Here is a 16,140-nt window from a genome sequence, read left to right as displayed (position 1 = left end):
TAGGGTGGGCGCTCCGTGCCCACGCGTAAAGCATGATCACTGTTGGCGGTATGTTCGGACAAAAATACGCCAACAATGATCGACCGTCACGCGTGGGCACGGGGCGCCCACCCTACGTCGCAAGCCGATCGTCCTAGAAGCTCTTGGCCTGGAACGCTTCCGCCGGCGTTTCTTCCTGCTGGCGATGCCCGCTCGCCACCGGCTGGCGTGACTCGGCCGTCTTGACCAGTTCCTCGTACTCGGGATCGTCGGTGCCGCGCAGTTCGATGAAACGGTCCAGCGCGTTCTCCAGCTTCGGCAGCAGGATCGCACGCTCGCTGTGCAGCACGCTATACGACGGGCGTGGCGCCGTCATGCCCAGCTCCGACGAGGCGCGTGCTTCCAGGCGGCCAGTCTCGATGCCGGCCTTTTCCGCCGCCATCTTCGCCAGCTCGTACCAGCTCACCGAGCCTACGTTGTTCAGGTGCCAGATGCCGCACTCGCGGTCCACGGCCAGGTCGAGGCAGGTATGCACCAGGTCCGGCACATAGGTCGGCGACACCGTCATGTCGCTCGCAGCGACGAAGGACTCGCCACGCTCCAGCGCACCCAGCGCCTGGGTCACGAAGTTGTGCTGGTCCCATGGCCCGAAGAAGGCGCTGGTACGCACCACCAGGGCGCCCGGATGGGCGTCGAGCACCGCGGCTTCGGCTTCTGCCTTGCTGCGCCCGTAGGCATTCAGCGGCGCCACCGGATCGCTCTCGACATACGGGCTGCCCTTCGCACCATCGAACACCAGGTCGCTCGAGAAGGTGGTCAGGTGCACGCCGTGGTGGGCGCAGGCTGCGGCCAGGATCGCGGCGCCTTCGCGGTTTTCGCGGAAGCAGCGCTCCAGGTCGCCCTCGGCATCGTCCACGCGCACGTAGCCGCAAGTATTGATCACGGCCCAGGGTTTATGCAGGCCGAGCGCGCGTTCCACCGAGGCCGGGTCGGCGATGTCCATGTCGTGGCGCGACAGCAGCTTGTAGTTCAGGTGGCGCTTCTGGCAGATGCGGGCAAAGGCGCGGCCCAGGGTGCCGCTGGCGCCCAGGATCAGGATCGGCGCCGCGCTCGTGCCGACCAGGGTATGGCCATCGGCCGAGATCGAGGTGAGGGCGGCGGGCGTGGCGACCGGCGCGCACAGCCAGCGGCCCGGACGGCGCCACCAGCCCTGGCCGCGCAGCACCGGGTGCGACAGCGGCTTGCCATCGGCCAGTTCGCGCATCATCGCTGCCAGCGCGGTCGGGCGCGGCAGCGGCGAACGCACGTCGAAAGGACCCGGTTCGTAGTAGCCGCGGTTCTGCGTGACCAGGCTGTTCCAGTCGAAGGAGCCGAGCAGCGACCACACCGTGACGGCGCGGATGTCGACGCCGTTGGCGCGCGCCGTGTTCGCGGCCTGCCAGATCTCCAGCAGCCAGCGCAGCTGGTCTTCGCGATTCGCGTCGATGTGGGCTTCGGTGATCGCGATCTGCAGGTGGTAGCGGTCCCAGACTTCCTGCAGCAGCGGGCCGATGCCGGCGGTCGGCGTGGCCAGCGCGCGCGAGGCTTCGATGTCGGCGCAGGGAATGCCGTCGGCGATGCCGCGGTGGTGCTCGGGATAGCGCTCCGGACGGTGATCGAGCCAGCGCTCGCTGGTCACGTAGTAGTTGACGCCGATGACGTCCGGCGGGCAAGGATTCTCGCGGAACCAGAGGAATTCCTCGGCGGCGATGCCGGTTTTCGTGAGGTAGTTCCACAGCGTGTGCTCGGGGCCGACGGTGCCGCATAGCAGGTCCCAGGCCAGCCAGCGGCGCTCGTTATAGAAATCGGCGACGTCCGCCAGTTCGGGCGTGCTGTAGGTTTTGCCGAGGTCGTCGGTCTGCACCAGCTTGGCGTTCGGATTGACCTTGCGGATTTCGCGCATGCACAGCACCACGGCGCGGCATTGGATCAGCAGGGCTTCGATGAAGCTGCGGTCGTCTCTGGCGTGCGGGTACCAGACGCCGTACAGGCCGGCGAAGCGGGCGGTGGTGCAGGGCTCGTTGACCGGGGTGTAGTACTCGAGCCAGGGATAGCGTGCGGCCACGGCGCCGGCGTATTCGGCCAGGCGTTCCGGGAAGGCCGGGTCCATCAGGCTGGTGTCGCGCGGGCCGCTGCCGTGGTGGATCAGGCCGGCGATCGGGGTGACGCCGGCTTCACGCAGGGCGGGCAGGCGCTCGTCGGGCCAGGACCAGTCTGCTTTATCGATGCCCTCCGGGGCGGTGCGCTCCCAGAGGATGGGGTAACGGATGGCGCGGATGCCGAGCGAGGCAAAACGGCCGATGTCGCAGGCCCGCAGTGCGTGGCCATTGCGGTCGAGCTGGCTGAAGTAGTCGTCGCGGACGCGGTTGACGGTGCATTCGAGGCCGCCCCAGAGTTCCAGGGGGCGGGATTGGCTGTTCAGGCTCGTATTGGTATTCATAAATCACCACTCTTTATAATTTTGACAACAGCGAATTTTTTAGATGGCCGCCGAAAGCAGAAAGTTCGGTCTGGTTAGCCGGGTCCCCCTGTCCCGATCAATAAGTGCAATTGTCGCAACGCGCGGTTGACAGCGCGCCGCCAACCTGCAACCATGCCACCCATGAATTTCTTGAAACCACATCGTTCGCTCTGCACCTGGTGGCGCCGCTGACAGCGCGCGGCCCAGAGAAGATGTGACTCGATGAACGCCGCCTCGATTCAGGTGGCGTTTTTCGTTTAGCGCGGCAGGATCGGGGCACCACTAGGAACCGGAAACCCGATGAGCCAACAACACACCCCAGCTTCAGCCCAGCATCCAGAACCAGCACCGGTCATCCTGACCGGCGACCGTCCGACCGGTCCCTTGCACCTTGGCCACTTCGTGGGCAGCCTGCGCAACCGCGTGGCTTACCAGGACCAGTACCGCCAGTTCGTCATGCTCGCAGACGCCCAGGCGCTCACCGACAACATGGACGACACCAATAAGGTGCACCGTAACGTGGTCGAGGTGGCGCTGGATTACCTTGCCGTGGGCATCGACCCGTCGCGCTCGACGATCTTCATCCAGTCCCAGGTTCCGGAACTGGCCGAGTTGACATTTTATTACTTAAATCTCGTGACTGTCGCACGCTTGGAGCGTAACCCGACGGTCAAGACGGAAATTGCGCTGCGCGGCTTCGAGCGCGACATTCCGGCCGGCTTCCTGACCTACCCGGCCAGCCAGGCATCCGACATCAGCGCCTTCAAGGCGACCCTGGTGCCGGTGGGCGAAGACCAGATCCCGATGATCGAGCAGTGCAACGAGATCGTGCGCCGCTTCAACCGCATCGCGAACCGCGACATCCTGGTCGAGTGCAAGGCCCTGGTGCCGGAAATCGGCCGCCTGCCGGGCATCGACGGCAAGGCCAAGATGAGCAAGTCGCTCGGCAACACCATCAACCTGGGCGACAGCGCCGACGCCATCCGCGCCGCCGTCAAGCAGGTCTACACCGACCCGCTGCACCTGAAGGTCTCGGACCCGGGCCACCTGGAAGGCAACGTCGCCTTCCTCTACCTGGACGCCTTCGATCCGGAGAAAGAAGCGCTGGAAGAAATGAAAGCGCACTACACCCGCGGCGGCCTGGGCGACAGCATCGTCAAGAAGCGTCTCGACGTGGTGTTGCAGGAAATGCTGGCGCCGATCCGCGAACGCCGCGAGCACTATGCCCAGGACAAGGGCCAAGTGCTGCAGATGCTGAAAGAGGGCACGATGAAGGCGCGCGAAACCGCGGCGCAGACGATGGACGAAGTGCGCCGCGCGCTGGGCCTCTCATACTTCTGATGTTGGTGGCGCCGTTCGCGTTGCCATGATGTAGGGTGGACGGCTATACCCCCTGGCGTGAATACACGCGACGGGTGCGCCGGCCACGCGTTCAACGATCCTGTGAATTGCCGTGACGGTTCTGGAGCCGCTTGAACGCGTGGGCGGCGTCCACGCAGCGTGCTTTCCACCACCCGGGTGGAGCCGACCACCCTACGCCACTTTCCGATACCCCCGGTATCGCGGCATGCTCCTTCGTTCTGCCAGCTGGCCCCTCGCTTTGACATGTGACAAGCTGCGCTCCATCGTCATTCGAGGAGCTTGTCATCATGTCAAAAGGGTTGCGCTTGACCGAGCGGTGGATGGGCCGCGCACTGTGGCTGGTTGCTTTCATTTTCGCCGCCTTCCTGATCGGGCTGGGCGGCAAGATCGTCGAAAATCTGTGGGACGTCGAGGCGCCCCTGACGGTCGAGCAGTTCATGGACCCGCAGCGCCTTGCCGCGCTCCAATCCCAGCGCGATGCGGCCGAGCACAAGCAGACCGCCGCCCGAGCCGCGCTCCAGCAAGCCGAACAGCAGCACGAGGTGGCGCGCTCGAACACGGCCTCGGCCCGTGCCTCCTTCGATAACTGGCTCGCCACGCGCCGGGTCACGGCGCGGCCCGACCAGGACACCGAACTCATCACCCGCACGAAAGCGCTCGACGCCCTGGAAGCCGAGGAGCGCAAGGCCCTGGGCGCGGTGGAAGCCCAGCGCCAGGCCATGCTCGACGCCACCCAGCAGGCCGAAAGCGTGGAGCGCAACTGGCAGGCGCTGGAAGCCCCGGCCATGCAGGCGCACTATGAAGCGGCGCGTTCCAAGGAATTGCGTGTCTTCCTGTACCGGCTGGCGTTGACCCTGCCGCTGCTGGCGGTCGCCGGCTGGCTGTTCAAGCACAAGCGCAAGAGCACCTGGTGGCCCTTCGCCTGGGGCTTCATCTACTTTGCCCTGTTCGCCTTCTTCTTCGAGCTGGTGCCTTATTTGCCGAGCTATGGCGGCTATGTGCGCTACCTGGTGGGGATCGTGGTGACGGTGGTGGTGGGGCGCTATGCGATCCTGTCGCTGCAGGCTTACCTGGCGCGCCAGAAGGAAACCGAGGCGCTGCCCGACGTGGCGCGGCGCCAGACCATGCGCTACGACATGGCCTTGCAGCGCCTGGCCAAGAGCGTGTGCCCGGGCTGCGAGCGTACGGTGGATTTAAAGGACACGAGCATCGATTATTGCCCGCACTGCGGCATCGGCCTGTTCGACCGCTGCGGCTGCTGCAACACGCGCAAGAACGCGTTCGCGCGGTTCTGCTTCTCGTGCGGAACCGCGGCGAACACGACGCTGGCGGATTGAAGGATCGGCTCAAGGACCGGCGGCGGCAATGCCGGCGCAGTCCTTGAGCCTTAACTACCCTAACTACCGCTAACGCAAAGCCTTATTGCAGGTCGGCCGGCACCTTGCCGCCGTTTTCGGCCAGCTTCTTCATGACCTGCTTGTGCAGCCAGATGTTCATCGAGGCCGAGTCGCTTGTGTCGCCGCTGTAGTGCAGCTCGGCGGCGAGTTCCTTGCGCGCGGCCAGGCTGGAGTCGAGGTCGAGCAGCTTCATCAGGTCGACGATCGAGGTGCGCCAGTTCAGCTGCTGGCCCGAGGCTTTCAGCTTGGCGTTCAGGATTTCTTCCACGTCGACCTGCTGGTTCAGGGTCGAGGCCGGGGCGGCGGCGGCTGGGGCGGTCGGGGCCGGGTTCGGTGCGGCCTGGCCTGCAGGCTGGGCAGGCGCGGCCGGTGCCGGTGCGGCGGCTGGCGCGTTTTGCTGCGGCGCCGGGGCCGATTTCTGCGGGAAGATCTTATGGAAGATATTGCTCAGGATGCCCACGTTGTTCTCCTTTTCGGGGGTGGAAGTTGAATTGCGGCGCTGGATGCCCTGCGCCATGGCGCCGAGTGCAACGGCCAGCGCGGTGGCGCCGATGGCCTTCACGGCGGTCGGGTGTTCGGCATAGAACTCGCCCATGCGGTCGAGGATGCCAGGGTTTTCCTTCTGCGCCTGTTCGGCGATGTCCTTGATCTGCTGCTCCGAGACTTGCGAAGCCTGTTCCGGCGTGATCTTGCCGCCGGCATTGCCACCGAACAGGCCGCCCAGCTTGCCCAGCAGGCCAGGGCCGGCGCCGGCGATCAACTGGTTCAGCATGCCCGCACGCTGGTCTGGATTGCTGTTGCCGAACATCTGGGCCAGCATCTGCGGGAAGGGTGGCGTCTGGTCCGAGCGCAATGCCTGGGCCAGGCCTTGTGCGAGGGTGTCGCGCGGCGCCGCTTGCGCTGCGCGGTCGAAATCGTCCGATGCCTGCGCCGTGTTGGCGCCGCCGCCCAGGTATTGCCCGAGCAAGTTCCCTAAATCAAAACCCATGTGTCCTCCTGCTTCATTGACGTTGAAGCGAAAGGGTAGGACGGTTGAGCACTGCGTTTCGGTACGCTGACGAACGCACAACAGAGAAAAACCGGCATTCGCTGCCGGCTGGTAATTACGGGCCGCCCGCGCTAAGCTGATGGGATGCCTTATCTGCCTTTGCTCCTCTTTGCCTTTCTGTACGCCGGCGCGGCACTGGCCTGGGACTTGCCCTGGCTGGTGGCCGGCGCCTATGTTGTGACCAGTCTCAGTTGCTTCGTGGCCTATGCGATCGACAAGTCGGCGGCGAGGAAGGGCGGCTGGCGCACGCCGGAGCGCACCTTATTGCTGCTGGGGTTGGTGGGCGGCTGGCCGGGTGGGCTGTTGGCCCAGCAATGGCTGCGGCACAAGTCGACGAAGCGGTCGTTCCAGCGCTTGTTCTGGATGACGGTGGCGGCGAATGTGGCGGGCTTCGTATATCTCTCTTCGCGGATGGCTGGCGCATGAGCCCGGCCTTTCCTGGCTGGGTTTACCCCCAACGCGTGTTGGCGCACCGCGGCGGCGGCACGCTGGCGCCGGAAAACACCATGGCTGGGCTGCTGGAAGGCATGCGGCGCGGGTTCCGGGCCATCGAATACGACATCATGCTGGCGCGCGATGGGGTGGCGGTGGTGATGCACGATCCTTATCTCGGCCGCACGGTGGTCGGGGCAGGGAATGTGTTCGATTACGATGGGTTGGAGCTGGCGGCGATGGATGCCGGGAGCTGGTTCGGGCGGGCGTTCGATGGCGAGCCGGTGCCGCTGTTCGTCGAATACGCGGGATTCTGCAAGGCGCATGGCGTGTGGATGAACATGGAGATCAAGCCGGCGCCGGGGTATGACATCGAGACCGGCGGGACGGTGGCGCGGATTGCTGCGGCCATGTTTGCCGACGAGATCGCGGCCGGGCGCTGGGCGGAGGTGCCGCTGCTGTCGTCGTTCAGCGAGCTGGCGCTGGAGTCGGCGCGCGAGGTGGCGCCCGAGGTGCCGAGGGCGCTGTTGATGAGCGAACTGCCGCCGGATTGGGAGCGGCGGGTGCGGGCCGTGGAGGCGGTGGCGGTGCATGTGAATCATCGGCATTTGACGCGCGAATTGGCCGAGGCGGTGAAGGCGGCGGGATTCGCGCTGTTTTGCTATACCGTGAACGAGCCGGCGCGTGCCCGTGCGCTGCTGGGGTGGGGCGTGGATGCCTTTTGTACCGACCGCATCGATTTGATCGGGCCCGGGTAGGGTGGACACCTGTGTCCACGCGGTGTCATCGAACGATCATCGGCGCCGCCAACCGAAAATCGCTTGCATACGCGCGTGGGGCTGTTGCCTGCACTGTTATTGGTATCTTGAATCCGCGTGGGCACGGGGTGCCCACCCTACGGAAGACGCTGCGGACTCGCGGACACGACCCCCGCAGCACACCATATAAATAAGTTACCAGTGACTGATATAATCGTTTCCTTTATATACCGTACTGCTCTCTTTCCGCATCCGCCAACATGAAATCCTCCGAAATTCGCGAAAAGTTCCTCAAGTTCTTTGAGTCCAAGGGCCATACGATCGTACGGTCCAGCCCGCTCGTGCCGGGCAACGATCCGACCATGTTGTTGACCAACAGCGGAATGGTGCAGTTCAAGGACGTCTTCCTGGGCCTCGATTCGCGCCCCTACAAGCGCGCCACCACCGTGCAGCGCTGCGTGCGCGCCGGCGGCAAGCACAACGACCTGGAAAACGTCGGCTACACCGCGCGTCACCATACCTTCTTCGAAATGCTGGGTAACTTCAGCTTCGGCGATTATTTCAAGCGCGACGCGATCAACTTTTGTTGGGAGCTGCTGACGAAAGTTTACCAGCTGCCGGCTGAAAAACTCACCGTCACCGTCTACTTCGAGGACGACGAAGCCTACGACATCTGGGCCAACGAAATCGGCGTGCCGAAAGAGCGCATCATCCGCATCGGCGACAACAAGGGCGCGCGCTACGCGTCGGACAACTTCTGGCAGATGGCCGACACCGGCCCTTGCGGCCCGTGCACCGAGGTGTTCTACGACCACGGCGCCGACATCTGGGGCGGCCCTCCAGGCTCGCCGGAAGAAGACGGCGACCGCTTCATCGAGATCTGGAACCTGGTCTTCATGCAGTTCAACCGCGACGAATCGGGCGTGCTGACTCCGCTGCCGAAGCCGTCGATCGACACCGGCATGGGCATGGAACGCCTGGCCGCGGTGCTGCAGCACGTGCACAGCAACTACGAGATCGACCTGTTCCAGAATCTGATCAAGGCAGCCGCCCGCGAAACCGGCGCGAGCGACCTGAACAACAACTCGCTGAAAGTGATCGCGGACCACATCCGCGCCGCTTCCTTCCTGATCGTCGACGGCATCATTCCGAGCAGCGAAGGCCACGGCTACGTCCTGCGCCGCATCATCCGCCGCGCCCTGCGCCACGGCCACAAGCTGGGCCAGACCCGTCCGTTCTTCTACAAGCTGGTGGAAGACCTCGACATCGAGATGGGCAGCGCTTACCCGGAACTGACCGACGCCAAGGAGCGCGTGGCCCAGGTGCTGAAGGCCGAGGAAGAGCGTTTCGGCGAGACCCTGGAAAACGGCATGAAGATCCTGGAAGCCCAGCTGGCCAAGGATCCGCAAAAGCTGGACGGCGGCACCGCCTTCACCCTGTACGACACTTACGGTTTCCCGCTGGACCTGACCGCCGACATCTGCCGCGAGCGCAATGTCACCCTCGATGAGGAAGGTTTCACTGCCGCCATGGAGCAGCAGAAGAAAACCGCCCGCGCCGCCGGCAAGTTCAAGATGGCCGCCAAGGTCGAGTACGCAGGCGACAAGACCAAGTTCGTCGGCTACGAGTCGCTGGTGCACAACACCCACGTGCTGGCGCTGTACAGCGAAGGCGTGTCGGTGCAGGAACTGAAGGCGGGCCAGGAAGGCATCGTCGTCCTCGACACCACCCCGTTCTATGCGGAATCGGGCGGCCAGGTCGGCGACCACGGCTTGATTCGCGCCGGCGCCGGCGAGTTCGAAGTCGAAGACACCCTGAAGATCCAGGCCGATGTGTTCGGCCACCACGGCGTGCTGCGTTCGGGTTCGCTGAAGGTCGGCGACACCGTCGATGCACAAGTGGACCAGGCCAAGCGTGCGCGCACCATCCGCAACCACTCGGCCACCCACCTGATGCACAAGGCCTTGCGCGAAGTGCTGGGCGGCCACGTGCAGCAGAAGGGCTCGCTGGTCGACCCGGACAAAACCCGCTTCGACTTCAGCCACAACGCACCGGTCACCGCCGAACAGATCGCCCAGGTCGAGCAGATCGTGAACCGCGAGATCCTGGAAAACCACGCGACCCTGGCCCAGCACATGTCCTTCGACGACGCCGTGAAACATGGCGCCATGGCCCTGTTCGGCGAGAAGTACGGCGACGAAGTGCGCGTGCTCGACATCGGTTCCTCGAAAGAGCTGTGCGGCGGCGTCCACGTGACCCGCACCGGCGACATCGGCCTGTTCAAGATCGTGTCGGAAGGCGGCGTCGCAGCCGGCATCCGCCGTATCGAGGCAGTGACGGGCGAGGGCGCCCTGGCCTGGGTGCAGGCAACCAATGCCAAGCTGCTGGCCGCCGCCTCGGCCCTGAAGACCGGCCCGGACGAGCTGCCATCGCGCATCGCCCAGGTGCAGGATCAAGTCAAGGTGCTGGAGAAGGAAGTCGCGGCGCTGAAGTCGAAACTGGCCGCCGGCCAGGGCGACGAGCTGCTGAACCAGGCCGTCGACGTGAACGGTATCAAGGTGCTGGCTGCAACGATGGAAGGCGCCGATGTCGCTACCCTGCGCGAAGCGATGGACAAGCTGAAGGACAAGCTGGGCACCGCCGCCATCGTGCTGGCCAGCGTGGTCGAGGGCAAGGTCAGCCTGATCGCGGGCGTAACCAAGGACGCCACCGGTAAAGTGAAGGCGGGCGAACTGGTCAACTTCGTGGCCCAGCAAGTGGGCGGCAAGGGCGGCGGCCGTCCGGATATGGCGCAAGCCGGCGGTACCGATCCGGCTGGCCTGCCGCAGGCACTGGCCGGCGTGGCCGGCTGGGTGGGCGAACGCGCCGCCTGAGCCACCGCGCTTCCGCTTTGCTTCAAAAAACGCCGCTCCATGCGGCGTTTTTTTTTGCCGGGAATGGACGGCATCTCCGGCGCGTGCAGGCCGATGCCACGGCATGGCCGAATCACCTCGTGCACCGCCCCGGTGCTTATTGATGAGCACATGTCGCATGACAGTGCAAGCGTTCCCGTCACTTTCGTGCTTCGGTTGTAGCCCTGCAACAATGTGTGACTATTTTGGTGCGCTGCGTCATACTGCGCGAATTGGAGTAGTATGCGATTTCAGTACCACCACCTAGCAGGCGAGCGATGAGCGACACCATTATCGACATTGACACCATGGAGTTCCAGAAAGACCTGGATGCGCGCGGACTGAACTGTCCCTTGCCCATCCTGAAAGCCAAGAAGGCGCTGGCCGAGATGGAAAGCGGGCAAGTCCTGCGCATCGTGGCCACCGACACCGGCTCCGTGCGTGACTTCCAGGCATTTGCCAAGCAGACCGGCAATGCCTTGCTGGCCCACACCGCCGAAAACGGCGAGTTTACCTTCCTGATGCGCCGTAAATAAACCTTCCGGTGCACGCGGCGCCAAGCGGCGGGGCGGCTTCCTTGCCCCGTCCGTTCCCTCCTGATTTTCACGGATTCTTAGTCGTTGAGCACGATTTCGAAGATTCACTCTAGCCAAAAATCGCACGATCGTGCTTTAATCCGGTTTGGCAGCAGTTTATCTCTTATAATCTAGGCCACTTTAGCTGTCCTACTCTTCCATTTTTCAAAGGCACACCTATGAAAGTCCTGGTACCCGTCAAACGCGTGGTCGACTATAACGTCAAGGTCCGCGTCAAGTCCGACGGCAGCGGCGTCGATATCGCCAACGTCAAAATGTCGATGAACCCGTTCGACGAAATCGCGCTCGAAGAAGCGACCCGTTTGAAGGAAGCCGGCAAGGTCACCGAGGTGGTGGCAGTGTCGGTCGGTGTGCCGCAGTGCCAGGAAACCCTGCGCACCGGCATGGCGATCGGCGCCGACCGCGGCATCCTGGTGGAAACCGCCGGCGACACCGAGCCGCTGGCCGTGGCCAAGATCATGAAGGCGCTGGCCGATAAAGAGCAGCCGCAGCTGATCATCCTCGGCAAGCAGGCCATCGACGACGACTCGAACCAGACCGGCCAGATGCTGGCAGCCCTGCTGGGTTGGCCGCAAGCGACCTTCGCCTCGAAAGTGGTGCTGGAAGACGGCAAGGTGACCGTGACCCGCGAAGTCGACGGCGGCCTGGAAACCGTGGCCTTGAGCCTGCCGGCCATCGTCACCACCGACCTGCGCCTGAACGAGCCGCGCTACGTGACGCTGCCGAACATCATGAAGGCCAAGAAGAAGCCACTGGAAACCGTCAAGCCGGAAGACCTGGGCGTCGACGTGACCCCGCGCCTGAAGACCCTGAAAGTCGCCGAGCCGGCCAAGCGCTCGGCCGGCGTGAAGGTGCCGGACGTCGCCACCCTGGTGCAGAAACTGCGCACTGAAGCCAAAGTCATCTAAATATAGGACACATCATGGTCGCACTCGTAATTGCTGAACACGACAATGGCTCCCTGAAGGGCGCAACCCACCACACCGTGACCGCGGCCGCCCAGTGCGGCGGCGACGTCCACGTCCTGGTCGCCGGCTCGAACTGCGGCGCCGCCGCCGAAGCCGCAGCAGGGATCGCCGGCGTCGCGAAAGTGCTGGTCGCCGACGCGGCTTACTTCGCCGACGGCCTGGCCGAGAACGTGGCCGAGCAGATCCTGGCCATCGCCGGTTCCTACTCGCACATCCTGGCTCCTGCCACCGCCTACGGCAAGAACATCCTGCCGCGCGTCGCCGCCAAGCTGGACGTCGCCCAGATCTCGGAAATCACCAAGGTCGATTCGCCGGACACCTTCGAGCGTCCGATCTACGCCGGTAACGCGATCGCCACCGTGCAGTCGAGCGACAGCGTGAAAGTCATCACCGTGCGCGGCACCGGCTTCGACGCCGCAGCAAGCACCGGCGGCTCGGCTGCCGTGGAAACGATCGCCGCCGCTGCCGACTTCGGCAAGTCCGCTTTCGTGGGCCGCGAGCTGGCCAAGTCGGACCGTCCGGAACTGACCGCCGCCAAGATCATCGTTTCCGGTGGCCGCGGCATGGGCTCGGGCGACAACTTCAAGATCCTGGAGCCGCTGGCCGACAAGCTGGGCGCCGCCATGGGCGCCTCGCGCGCCGCGGTCGACGCCGGCTACGTGCCGAACGACTGGCAGGTTGGCCAGACCGGCAAGATCGTCGCCCCGTCGCTGTACATCGCCGTCGGTATCTCGGGCGCGATCCAGCACCTGGCCGGCATGAAGGACTCGAAGACCATCGTCGCCATCAACAAGGATCCGGAAGCGCCGATCTTTTCGGTGGCCGACTACGGCCTGGTCGGCGACCTGTTCGAAGTGATTCCGCAGCTGGCGCAAGAGCTGGGCTGAATGTAGGGTGGGTTCTCGAACCCACCATTCGCGTGCATTGACGCAACCGTGACAGGTGGGTTCAAGAACCCACCCTACGTTGTCGGTGAGCCACAGTGCTCGTAGGGTGGGTACTCGTACCCACCATGCCAGAACATACACAGGCCACGCTGGTCCGGCAATTTGCCCGGCTACCGTGGCCTGAATTACATCCAATGCGAGGAGACCAAGGTGAGCTACCAAGCCCCGATCAAAGACATGCTGTTCGTCATGAACGAACTGGCCGGCCTGAACGTTGTTTCCCAGCTGCCCGGCTGCGAAGACGCGACCATCGATACCGTGGAAGCGGTGCTGGAAGAAAACGCAAAATTCTGCGGCGAAGTCATCGCCCCGCTGAACCACCCGAGCGACAAGGAACCGAGCTTCTGGCACGACGGCCAGGTGACCACGTCCGCCGGCTTCAAGGTGGCTTTCCAGGCATTCGCCGAATCCGGCTGGCAGGGCGTGCAGCACCCGACCGAATTCGGCGGCCAGGGCTTGCCGAAGCTCGTCGCCACGCCGTGCACCGAAATGCTGAATGCGGCCTCGATCTCGTTCGCGCTGGTGGCCCTGCTGTCGGACGGCGCCATCGAGGCATTGCTCACCGCCGGCTCCGAAGAGCAGAAGGCGCGCTTCCTCGAGCCACTGGTCACCGGCAAGTGGACCGGCACCATGAACCTGACCGAGCCGCAGGCCGGTTCGGACCTGGCCGCCGTGCGCACCCGCGCCGTGCCCCAGGGCGACGGCACCTATAAAATCTTCGGCACCAAGATCTTCATCACCTACGGTGAGCACGACATGGCCGAGAACATCATCCATCTGGTCCTGGCGCGCACGCCGGACGCGCCACCGGGCGTGAAGGGGATTTCGCTGTTCATCGTGCCCAAGTTCATGATCAACGAAGACGGCAGCCTGGGCGAGCGCAACGACGCCCACTGCGTGTCGATCGAGCACAAGCTCGGCATCAAGGCCAGCCCGACCGCCGTGCTGCAGTTCGGCGACAACGGCGGCGCCATCGGCACCCTGGTCGGCGAGGAAAACCGCGGCCTGGAATACATGTTCATCATGATGAACGCGGCCCGCTTCGGCGTCGGCATGCAGGGCATCGGCCTGGCCGAGCGCGCCTACCAGCAGGCCGTGGCCTTTGCCAGGGAGCGTGTGCAGTCGCGCGACCTGGCTGGCTCCGCCGGCCCGGTGGCCATCATCCACCACCCGGATGTGCGCCGCATGCTGATGTCGATGCGCGCCCAGACCGAAGCCGCGCGTGCGCTGGCGTACGTGGGCGCCGGCATCTCGGACGTGGCCCACTACCACGCCGACGAGACCACGCGCCGCGCTAACCTGGCCGTCTACGAATACCTGGTCCCGATCATCAAGGGCTGGTCGACCGAGATGAGCGAGAACGTGGCGCGCGACGGCGTGCAGGTGCACGGCGGCATGGGCTTCATCGAGGAAACCGGCGCCGCCCAGCATTACCGCGACGCCAAGATCCTGACCATCTACGAGGGCACGACCGCGATCCAGGCCAACGACCTGGTCGGCCGCAAGACCGCGCGCGACGGTGGCGCCGTGGCCAAGGCCATCATCGACCAGGTGCGCGAAGTCGAGGCGGCGCTGGGCGAGGTGCAGGGCGAGGATTTCGCGGCCATCCGCAAGCAGCTCGGCCTGGGTGCGGCGGCACTGGAAGAGGTGGTCGACTTCGTGGTCGCCAACGTCAAACCGAACATCAAGGGCGTGTTCGCCGGTTCCGTGCTCTACCTGAAGCTGGCCGGCATCGTGCTGGGCGGCTGGCAGATGGCGCGTGCGGCGCTGGTTGCGCAGAAGAAGCTGGAGGCGGGCGAAGGCGATGCTGCTTTCCTGCGTGCCAAGATCGCCACGGCGCGCTTCTTTGCGGACCACATCCTGTCGGGTGCGCAGGGCCTGCGTTCGGCGATTGTCGAGGGTAGCGCCGGCGTGCTGGCGCTGGATGTCGAGCAGTTCTGACCGTTAGTATCAGTATGACCAGAAGCGGCCTGCGGGCCGCTTTTTTTATGACTTTGCAGGGTGGACCCCTCCCGCCGAGCTTGATCTGGCTTAAACGAAGCACTACAGCCGCGTCCGTACCATCGACTCATCCACCAACCACGCTCGCCATGTAGCGGGCTCATCTGGGAGCCGATATGCGATTCGCGACTGTCCGATCCGGCCTGTGCCTGGCACTGGCCTTGTTCTTCTCCCTGCTGTCCGCCTGTGGCGGCGGAGGCGGCCACGACGACCCGCCACCCACCACGACCCAGCCGCCACCGCCACCCGCGCCGCTGCCGCCGCCGGTGTCCCTGGCCGCCACCTACACCGACCTGGTGGCCGGCACCATCAACAGCCCGCAAGGCTGGCCCGCCTGGACCGGCACCGGCCAGCCGGTCGCCGGCGTCGGCTGCCTGGTCAACGAGGATTACCACATCCACGCGCTGGTCTCGATCTACAAGGATGGCGTGCGCCAGGGCCTGCCCGACAACATCGGCCGCAGCGGCTGCGCCTACGAACTGCATACCCACGACGTGACCGGCACCATCCATATCGAAACGGACGTACCGAAGAAGTTCACCCTGGGGCAATTGTTCGCGCTGTGGCGCCAGCCGCTGCTGGCGAGCGGCACGGCCGGGCTGGCGGGGCCGATCCGCTTCTATGTGATCGACAAGGAAGTGTTGACACCCTACACCGGAGACCCCGGCGCCATCGAGCTGACGGCGCACCGCGAAATCGTGATCGTCAGCGGCACGCCGCCGGCAACGTTGCCGAAGTACCGCTGGCCGAGCGGCATCTAGGAGAGTGGAGGGTGGTGCGGCTCAGCCGTAGGCGCCGCCGGTGTACATCAGGTCGAACAGGCGTGAAATCGTCGCGATCAGCACCGTCGCGCCGACCATCAGCGTCGCCACCAGCAAGACGGCGAGGATCCAGTTCGACTGCGTGCGCCGGCCCGCTTCGGCATTGAAGCGCGCATCCCATTTCTCGTCCGGGGTCAGTCCGATGGCCAAGGCCGCGATAAAGGCAACGATGTACGAGACCAGCAGCGGCAGCAGGGCATAGAACACATTGACGCCAGCGTCGGTCTGGCTGTACACCAGGCCGGCCACCGGCAGGCTGCAGGCATGCAGCAAGCCGAGCCGGTCGACGCCGCCGTGCAGGTAAAAGCGGTGCGCGCCCAGCCCGCCGAGGGCCAGCGCCAAAACAGTCGCCAGCGTCTTGTTCTTGTAAGGCATGCCATCGGAATTTGTTAAACGAAGGCACAAGTATGGTGCAAAAATGTTTTAAAAGCATCACATTT

General features: G+C 64.6%; 13 protein-coding genes. 10 read left to right on the top strand and 3 right to left on the bottom strand.

The window, feature by feature from the left end:
* Positions 1-133: 133 nt before the first annotated feature.
* Positions 134-2,458 carry a family 1 glycosylhydrolase gene (locus tag QPK31_RS14650; RefSeq protein ID WP_290423664.1) on the bottom strand — a complete coding sequence of 775 codons (2,325 nt, stop codon included), beginning with the start codon at positions 2,456-2,458 and terminating at the stop codon, positions 134-136.
* Between the two features lie 321 nt (positions 2,459-2,779).
* Between QPK31_RS14650 and trpS the strand changes: the two genes are divergently transcribed.
* Together trpS and QPK31_RS14640 are read left to right on the top strand one after the other, a co-directional pair.
* Entirely contained in the window at positions 2,780-3,820 is a 1,041-nt protein-coding gene (gene trpS, locus QPK31_RS14645; protein ID WP_290423663.1) for a tryptophan--tRNA ligase, read from the top strand.
* 308 nt (positions 3,821-4,128) lie between these two features.
* Positions 4,129-5,178, top strand: coding sequence for a serine endopeptidase (locus QPK31_RS14640; protein WP_290423662.1), 1,050 nt, complete (start codon positions 4,129-4,131; stop codon positions 5,176-5,178).
* 82 nt (positions 5,179-5,260) lie between these two features.
* Here the strand turns inward: QPK31_RS14640 and QPK31_RS14635 are convergent, their stop codons facing one another.
* Positions 5,261-5,698 (bottom strand): DUF3597 domain-containing protein, encoded by a 438-nt coding sequence (locus tag QPK31_RS14635; protein WP_290423783.1) that lies wholly within the window; start codon positions 5,696-5,698, stop codon positions 5,261-5,263.
* Between the two features lie 672 nt (positions 5,699-6,370).
* Between QPK31_RS14635 and QPK31_RS14630 the strand changes: the two genes are divergently transcribed.
* The 8 genes from QPK31_RS14630 (at position 6,371) to QPK31_RS14595 (ending at position 15,640) form a co-directional block, all read left to right on the top strand.
* A complete protein-coding gene (locus tag QPK31_RS14630) occupies positions 6,371-6,712 on the top strand; it encodes a DUF1294 domain-containing protein (protein WP_290423661.1) in 342 nt (113 codons plus the stop codon).
* Positions 6,709-7,476, top strand: coding sequence for a glycerophosphodiester phosphodiesterase (gene ugpQ / locus QPK31_RS14625; RefSeq protein ID WP_290423660.1), 768 nt, complete (start codon positions 6,709-6,711; stop codon positions 7,474-7,476). The genes QPK31_RS14630 and ugpQ overlap by 4 nt, the downstream gene beginning before the upstream one ends.
* Positions 7,477-7,736: 260 nt before the next feature.
* Entirely contained in the window at positions 7,737-10,349 is a 2,613-nt protein-coding gene (alaS, locus tag QPK31_RS14620) for an alanine--tRNA ligase (RefSeq protein ID WP_290423659.1), read from the top strand.
* Between the two features lie 326 nt (positions 10,350-10,675).
* Positions 10,676-10,903: a sulfurtransferase TusA family protein gene (locus QPK31_RS14615; RefSeq protein WP_290423782.1), complete on the top strand. Its 228-nt coding sequence runs from the start codon at positions 10,676-10,678 to the stop codon at positions 10,901-10,903.
* A gap of 218 nt (positions 10,904-11,121) precedes the next feature.
* The gene (locus tag QPK31_RS14610) at positions 11,122-11,871 is read left to right on the top strand and encodes an electron transfer flavoprotein subunit beta/FixA family protein (RefSeq protein ID WP_290423658.1); all 750 of its coding nucleotides are present in this window, start codon (positions 11,122-11,124) and stop codon (positions 11,869-11,871) included.
* Between the two features lie 14 nt (positions 11,872-11,885).
* Positions 11,886-12,818 (top strand): electron transfer flavoprotein subunit alpha/FixB family protein, encoded by a 933-nt coding sequence (locus QPK31_RS14605; protein WP_290423657.1) that lies wholly within the window; start codon positions 11,886-11,888, stop codon positions 12,816-12,818.
* 210 nt (positions 12,819-13,028) lie between these two features.
* Entirely contained in the window at positions 13,029-14,819 is a 1,791-nt protein-coding gene (locus tag QPK31_RS14600) for an acyl-CoA dehydrogenase (RefSeq protein WP_290423656.1), read from the top strand.
* A 176-nt stretch (positions 14,820-14,995) separates the two neighbouring features.
* Positions 14,996-15,640 (top strand): hypothetical protein, encoded by a 645-nt coding sequence (locus tag QPK31_RS14595; RefSeq protein WP_290423655.1) that lies wholly within the window; start codon positions 14,996-14,998, stop codon positions 15,638-15,640.
* Between the two features lie 21 nt (positions 15,641-15,661).
* Here QPK31_RS14595 and QPK31_RS14590 read toward each other — a convergent pair whose 3' ends face one another.
* Complete coding sequence (locus QPK31_RS14590) at positions 15,662-16,075, bottom strand: NINE protein (protein ID WP_290423654.1); 414 nt, start codon at positions 16,073-16,075, stop codon at positions 15,662-15,664.
* Positions 16,076-16,140 lie beyond the last annotated feature (65 nt).

It is taken from the genome of Massilia sp. YIM B02769, from assembly GCF_030411995.1.
GTDB lineage: Bacteria > Pseudomonadota > Gammaproteobacteria > Burkholderiales > Burkholderiaceae_D > Telluria.
Note: the sequence above shows the minus strand (reverse complement) of the source record. Positions and strands in the feature narration are given on the sequence as shown.

Coding starts and splice junctions, on each gene's coding strand:
- QPK31_RS14590 (WP_290423654.1), bottom strand. CDS start 16,075: ATGCCTTACAAGAACAAGACGCTGGCGACTGTTTTGGCGCTGGCCCTC.
- QPK31_RS14605 (WP_290423657.1), top strand. CDS start 11,886: ATGGTCGCACTCGTAATTGCTGAACACGACAATGGCTCCCTGAAGGGC.
- QPK31_RS14610 (WP_290423658.1), top strand. CDS start 11,122: ATGAAAGTCCTGGTACCCGTCAAACGCGTGGTCGACTATAACGTCAAG.
- QPK31_RS14615 (WP_290423782.1), top strand. CDS start 10,676: ATGGAGTTCCAGAAAGACCTGGATGCGCGCGGACTGAACTGTCCCTTG.
- alaS (WP_290423659.1), top strand. CDS start 7,737: ATGAAATCCTCCGAAATTCGCGAAAAGTTCCTCAAGTTCTTTGAGTCC.
- QPK31_RS14595 (WP_290423655.1), top strand. CDS start 14,996: ATGCGATTCGCGACTGTCCGATCCGGCCTGTGCCTGGCACTGGCCTTG.
- ugpQ (WP_290423660.1), top strand. CDS start 6,709: ATGAGCCCGGCCTTTCCTGGCTGGGTTTACCCCCAACGCGTGTTGGCG.
- trpS (WP_290423663.1), top strand. CDS start 2,780: ATGAGCCAACAACACACCCCAGCTTCAGCCCAGCATCCAGAACCAGCA.
- QPK31_RS14650 (WP_290423664.1), bottom strand. CDS start 2,458: ATGAATACCAATACGAGCCTGAACAGCCAATCCCGCCCCCTGGAACTC.
- QPK31_RS14630 (WP_290423661.1), top strand. CDS start 6,371: ATGCCTTATCTGCCTTTGCTCCTCTTTGCCTTTCTGTACGCCGGCGCG.
- QPK31_RS14640 (WP_290423662.1), top strand. CDS start 4,129: ATGTCAAAAGGGTTGCGCTTGACCGAGCGGTGGATGGGCCGCGCACTG.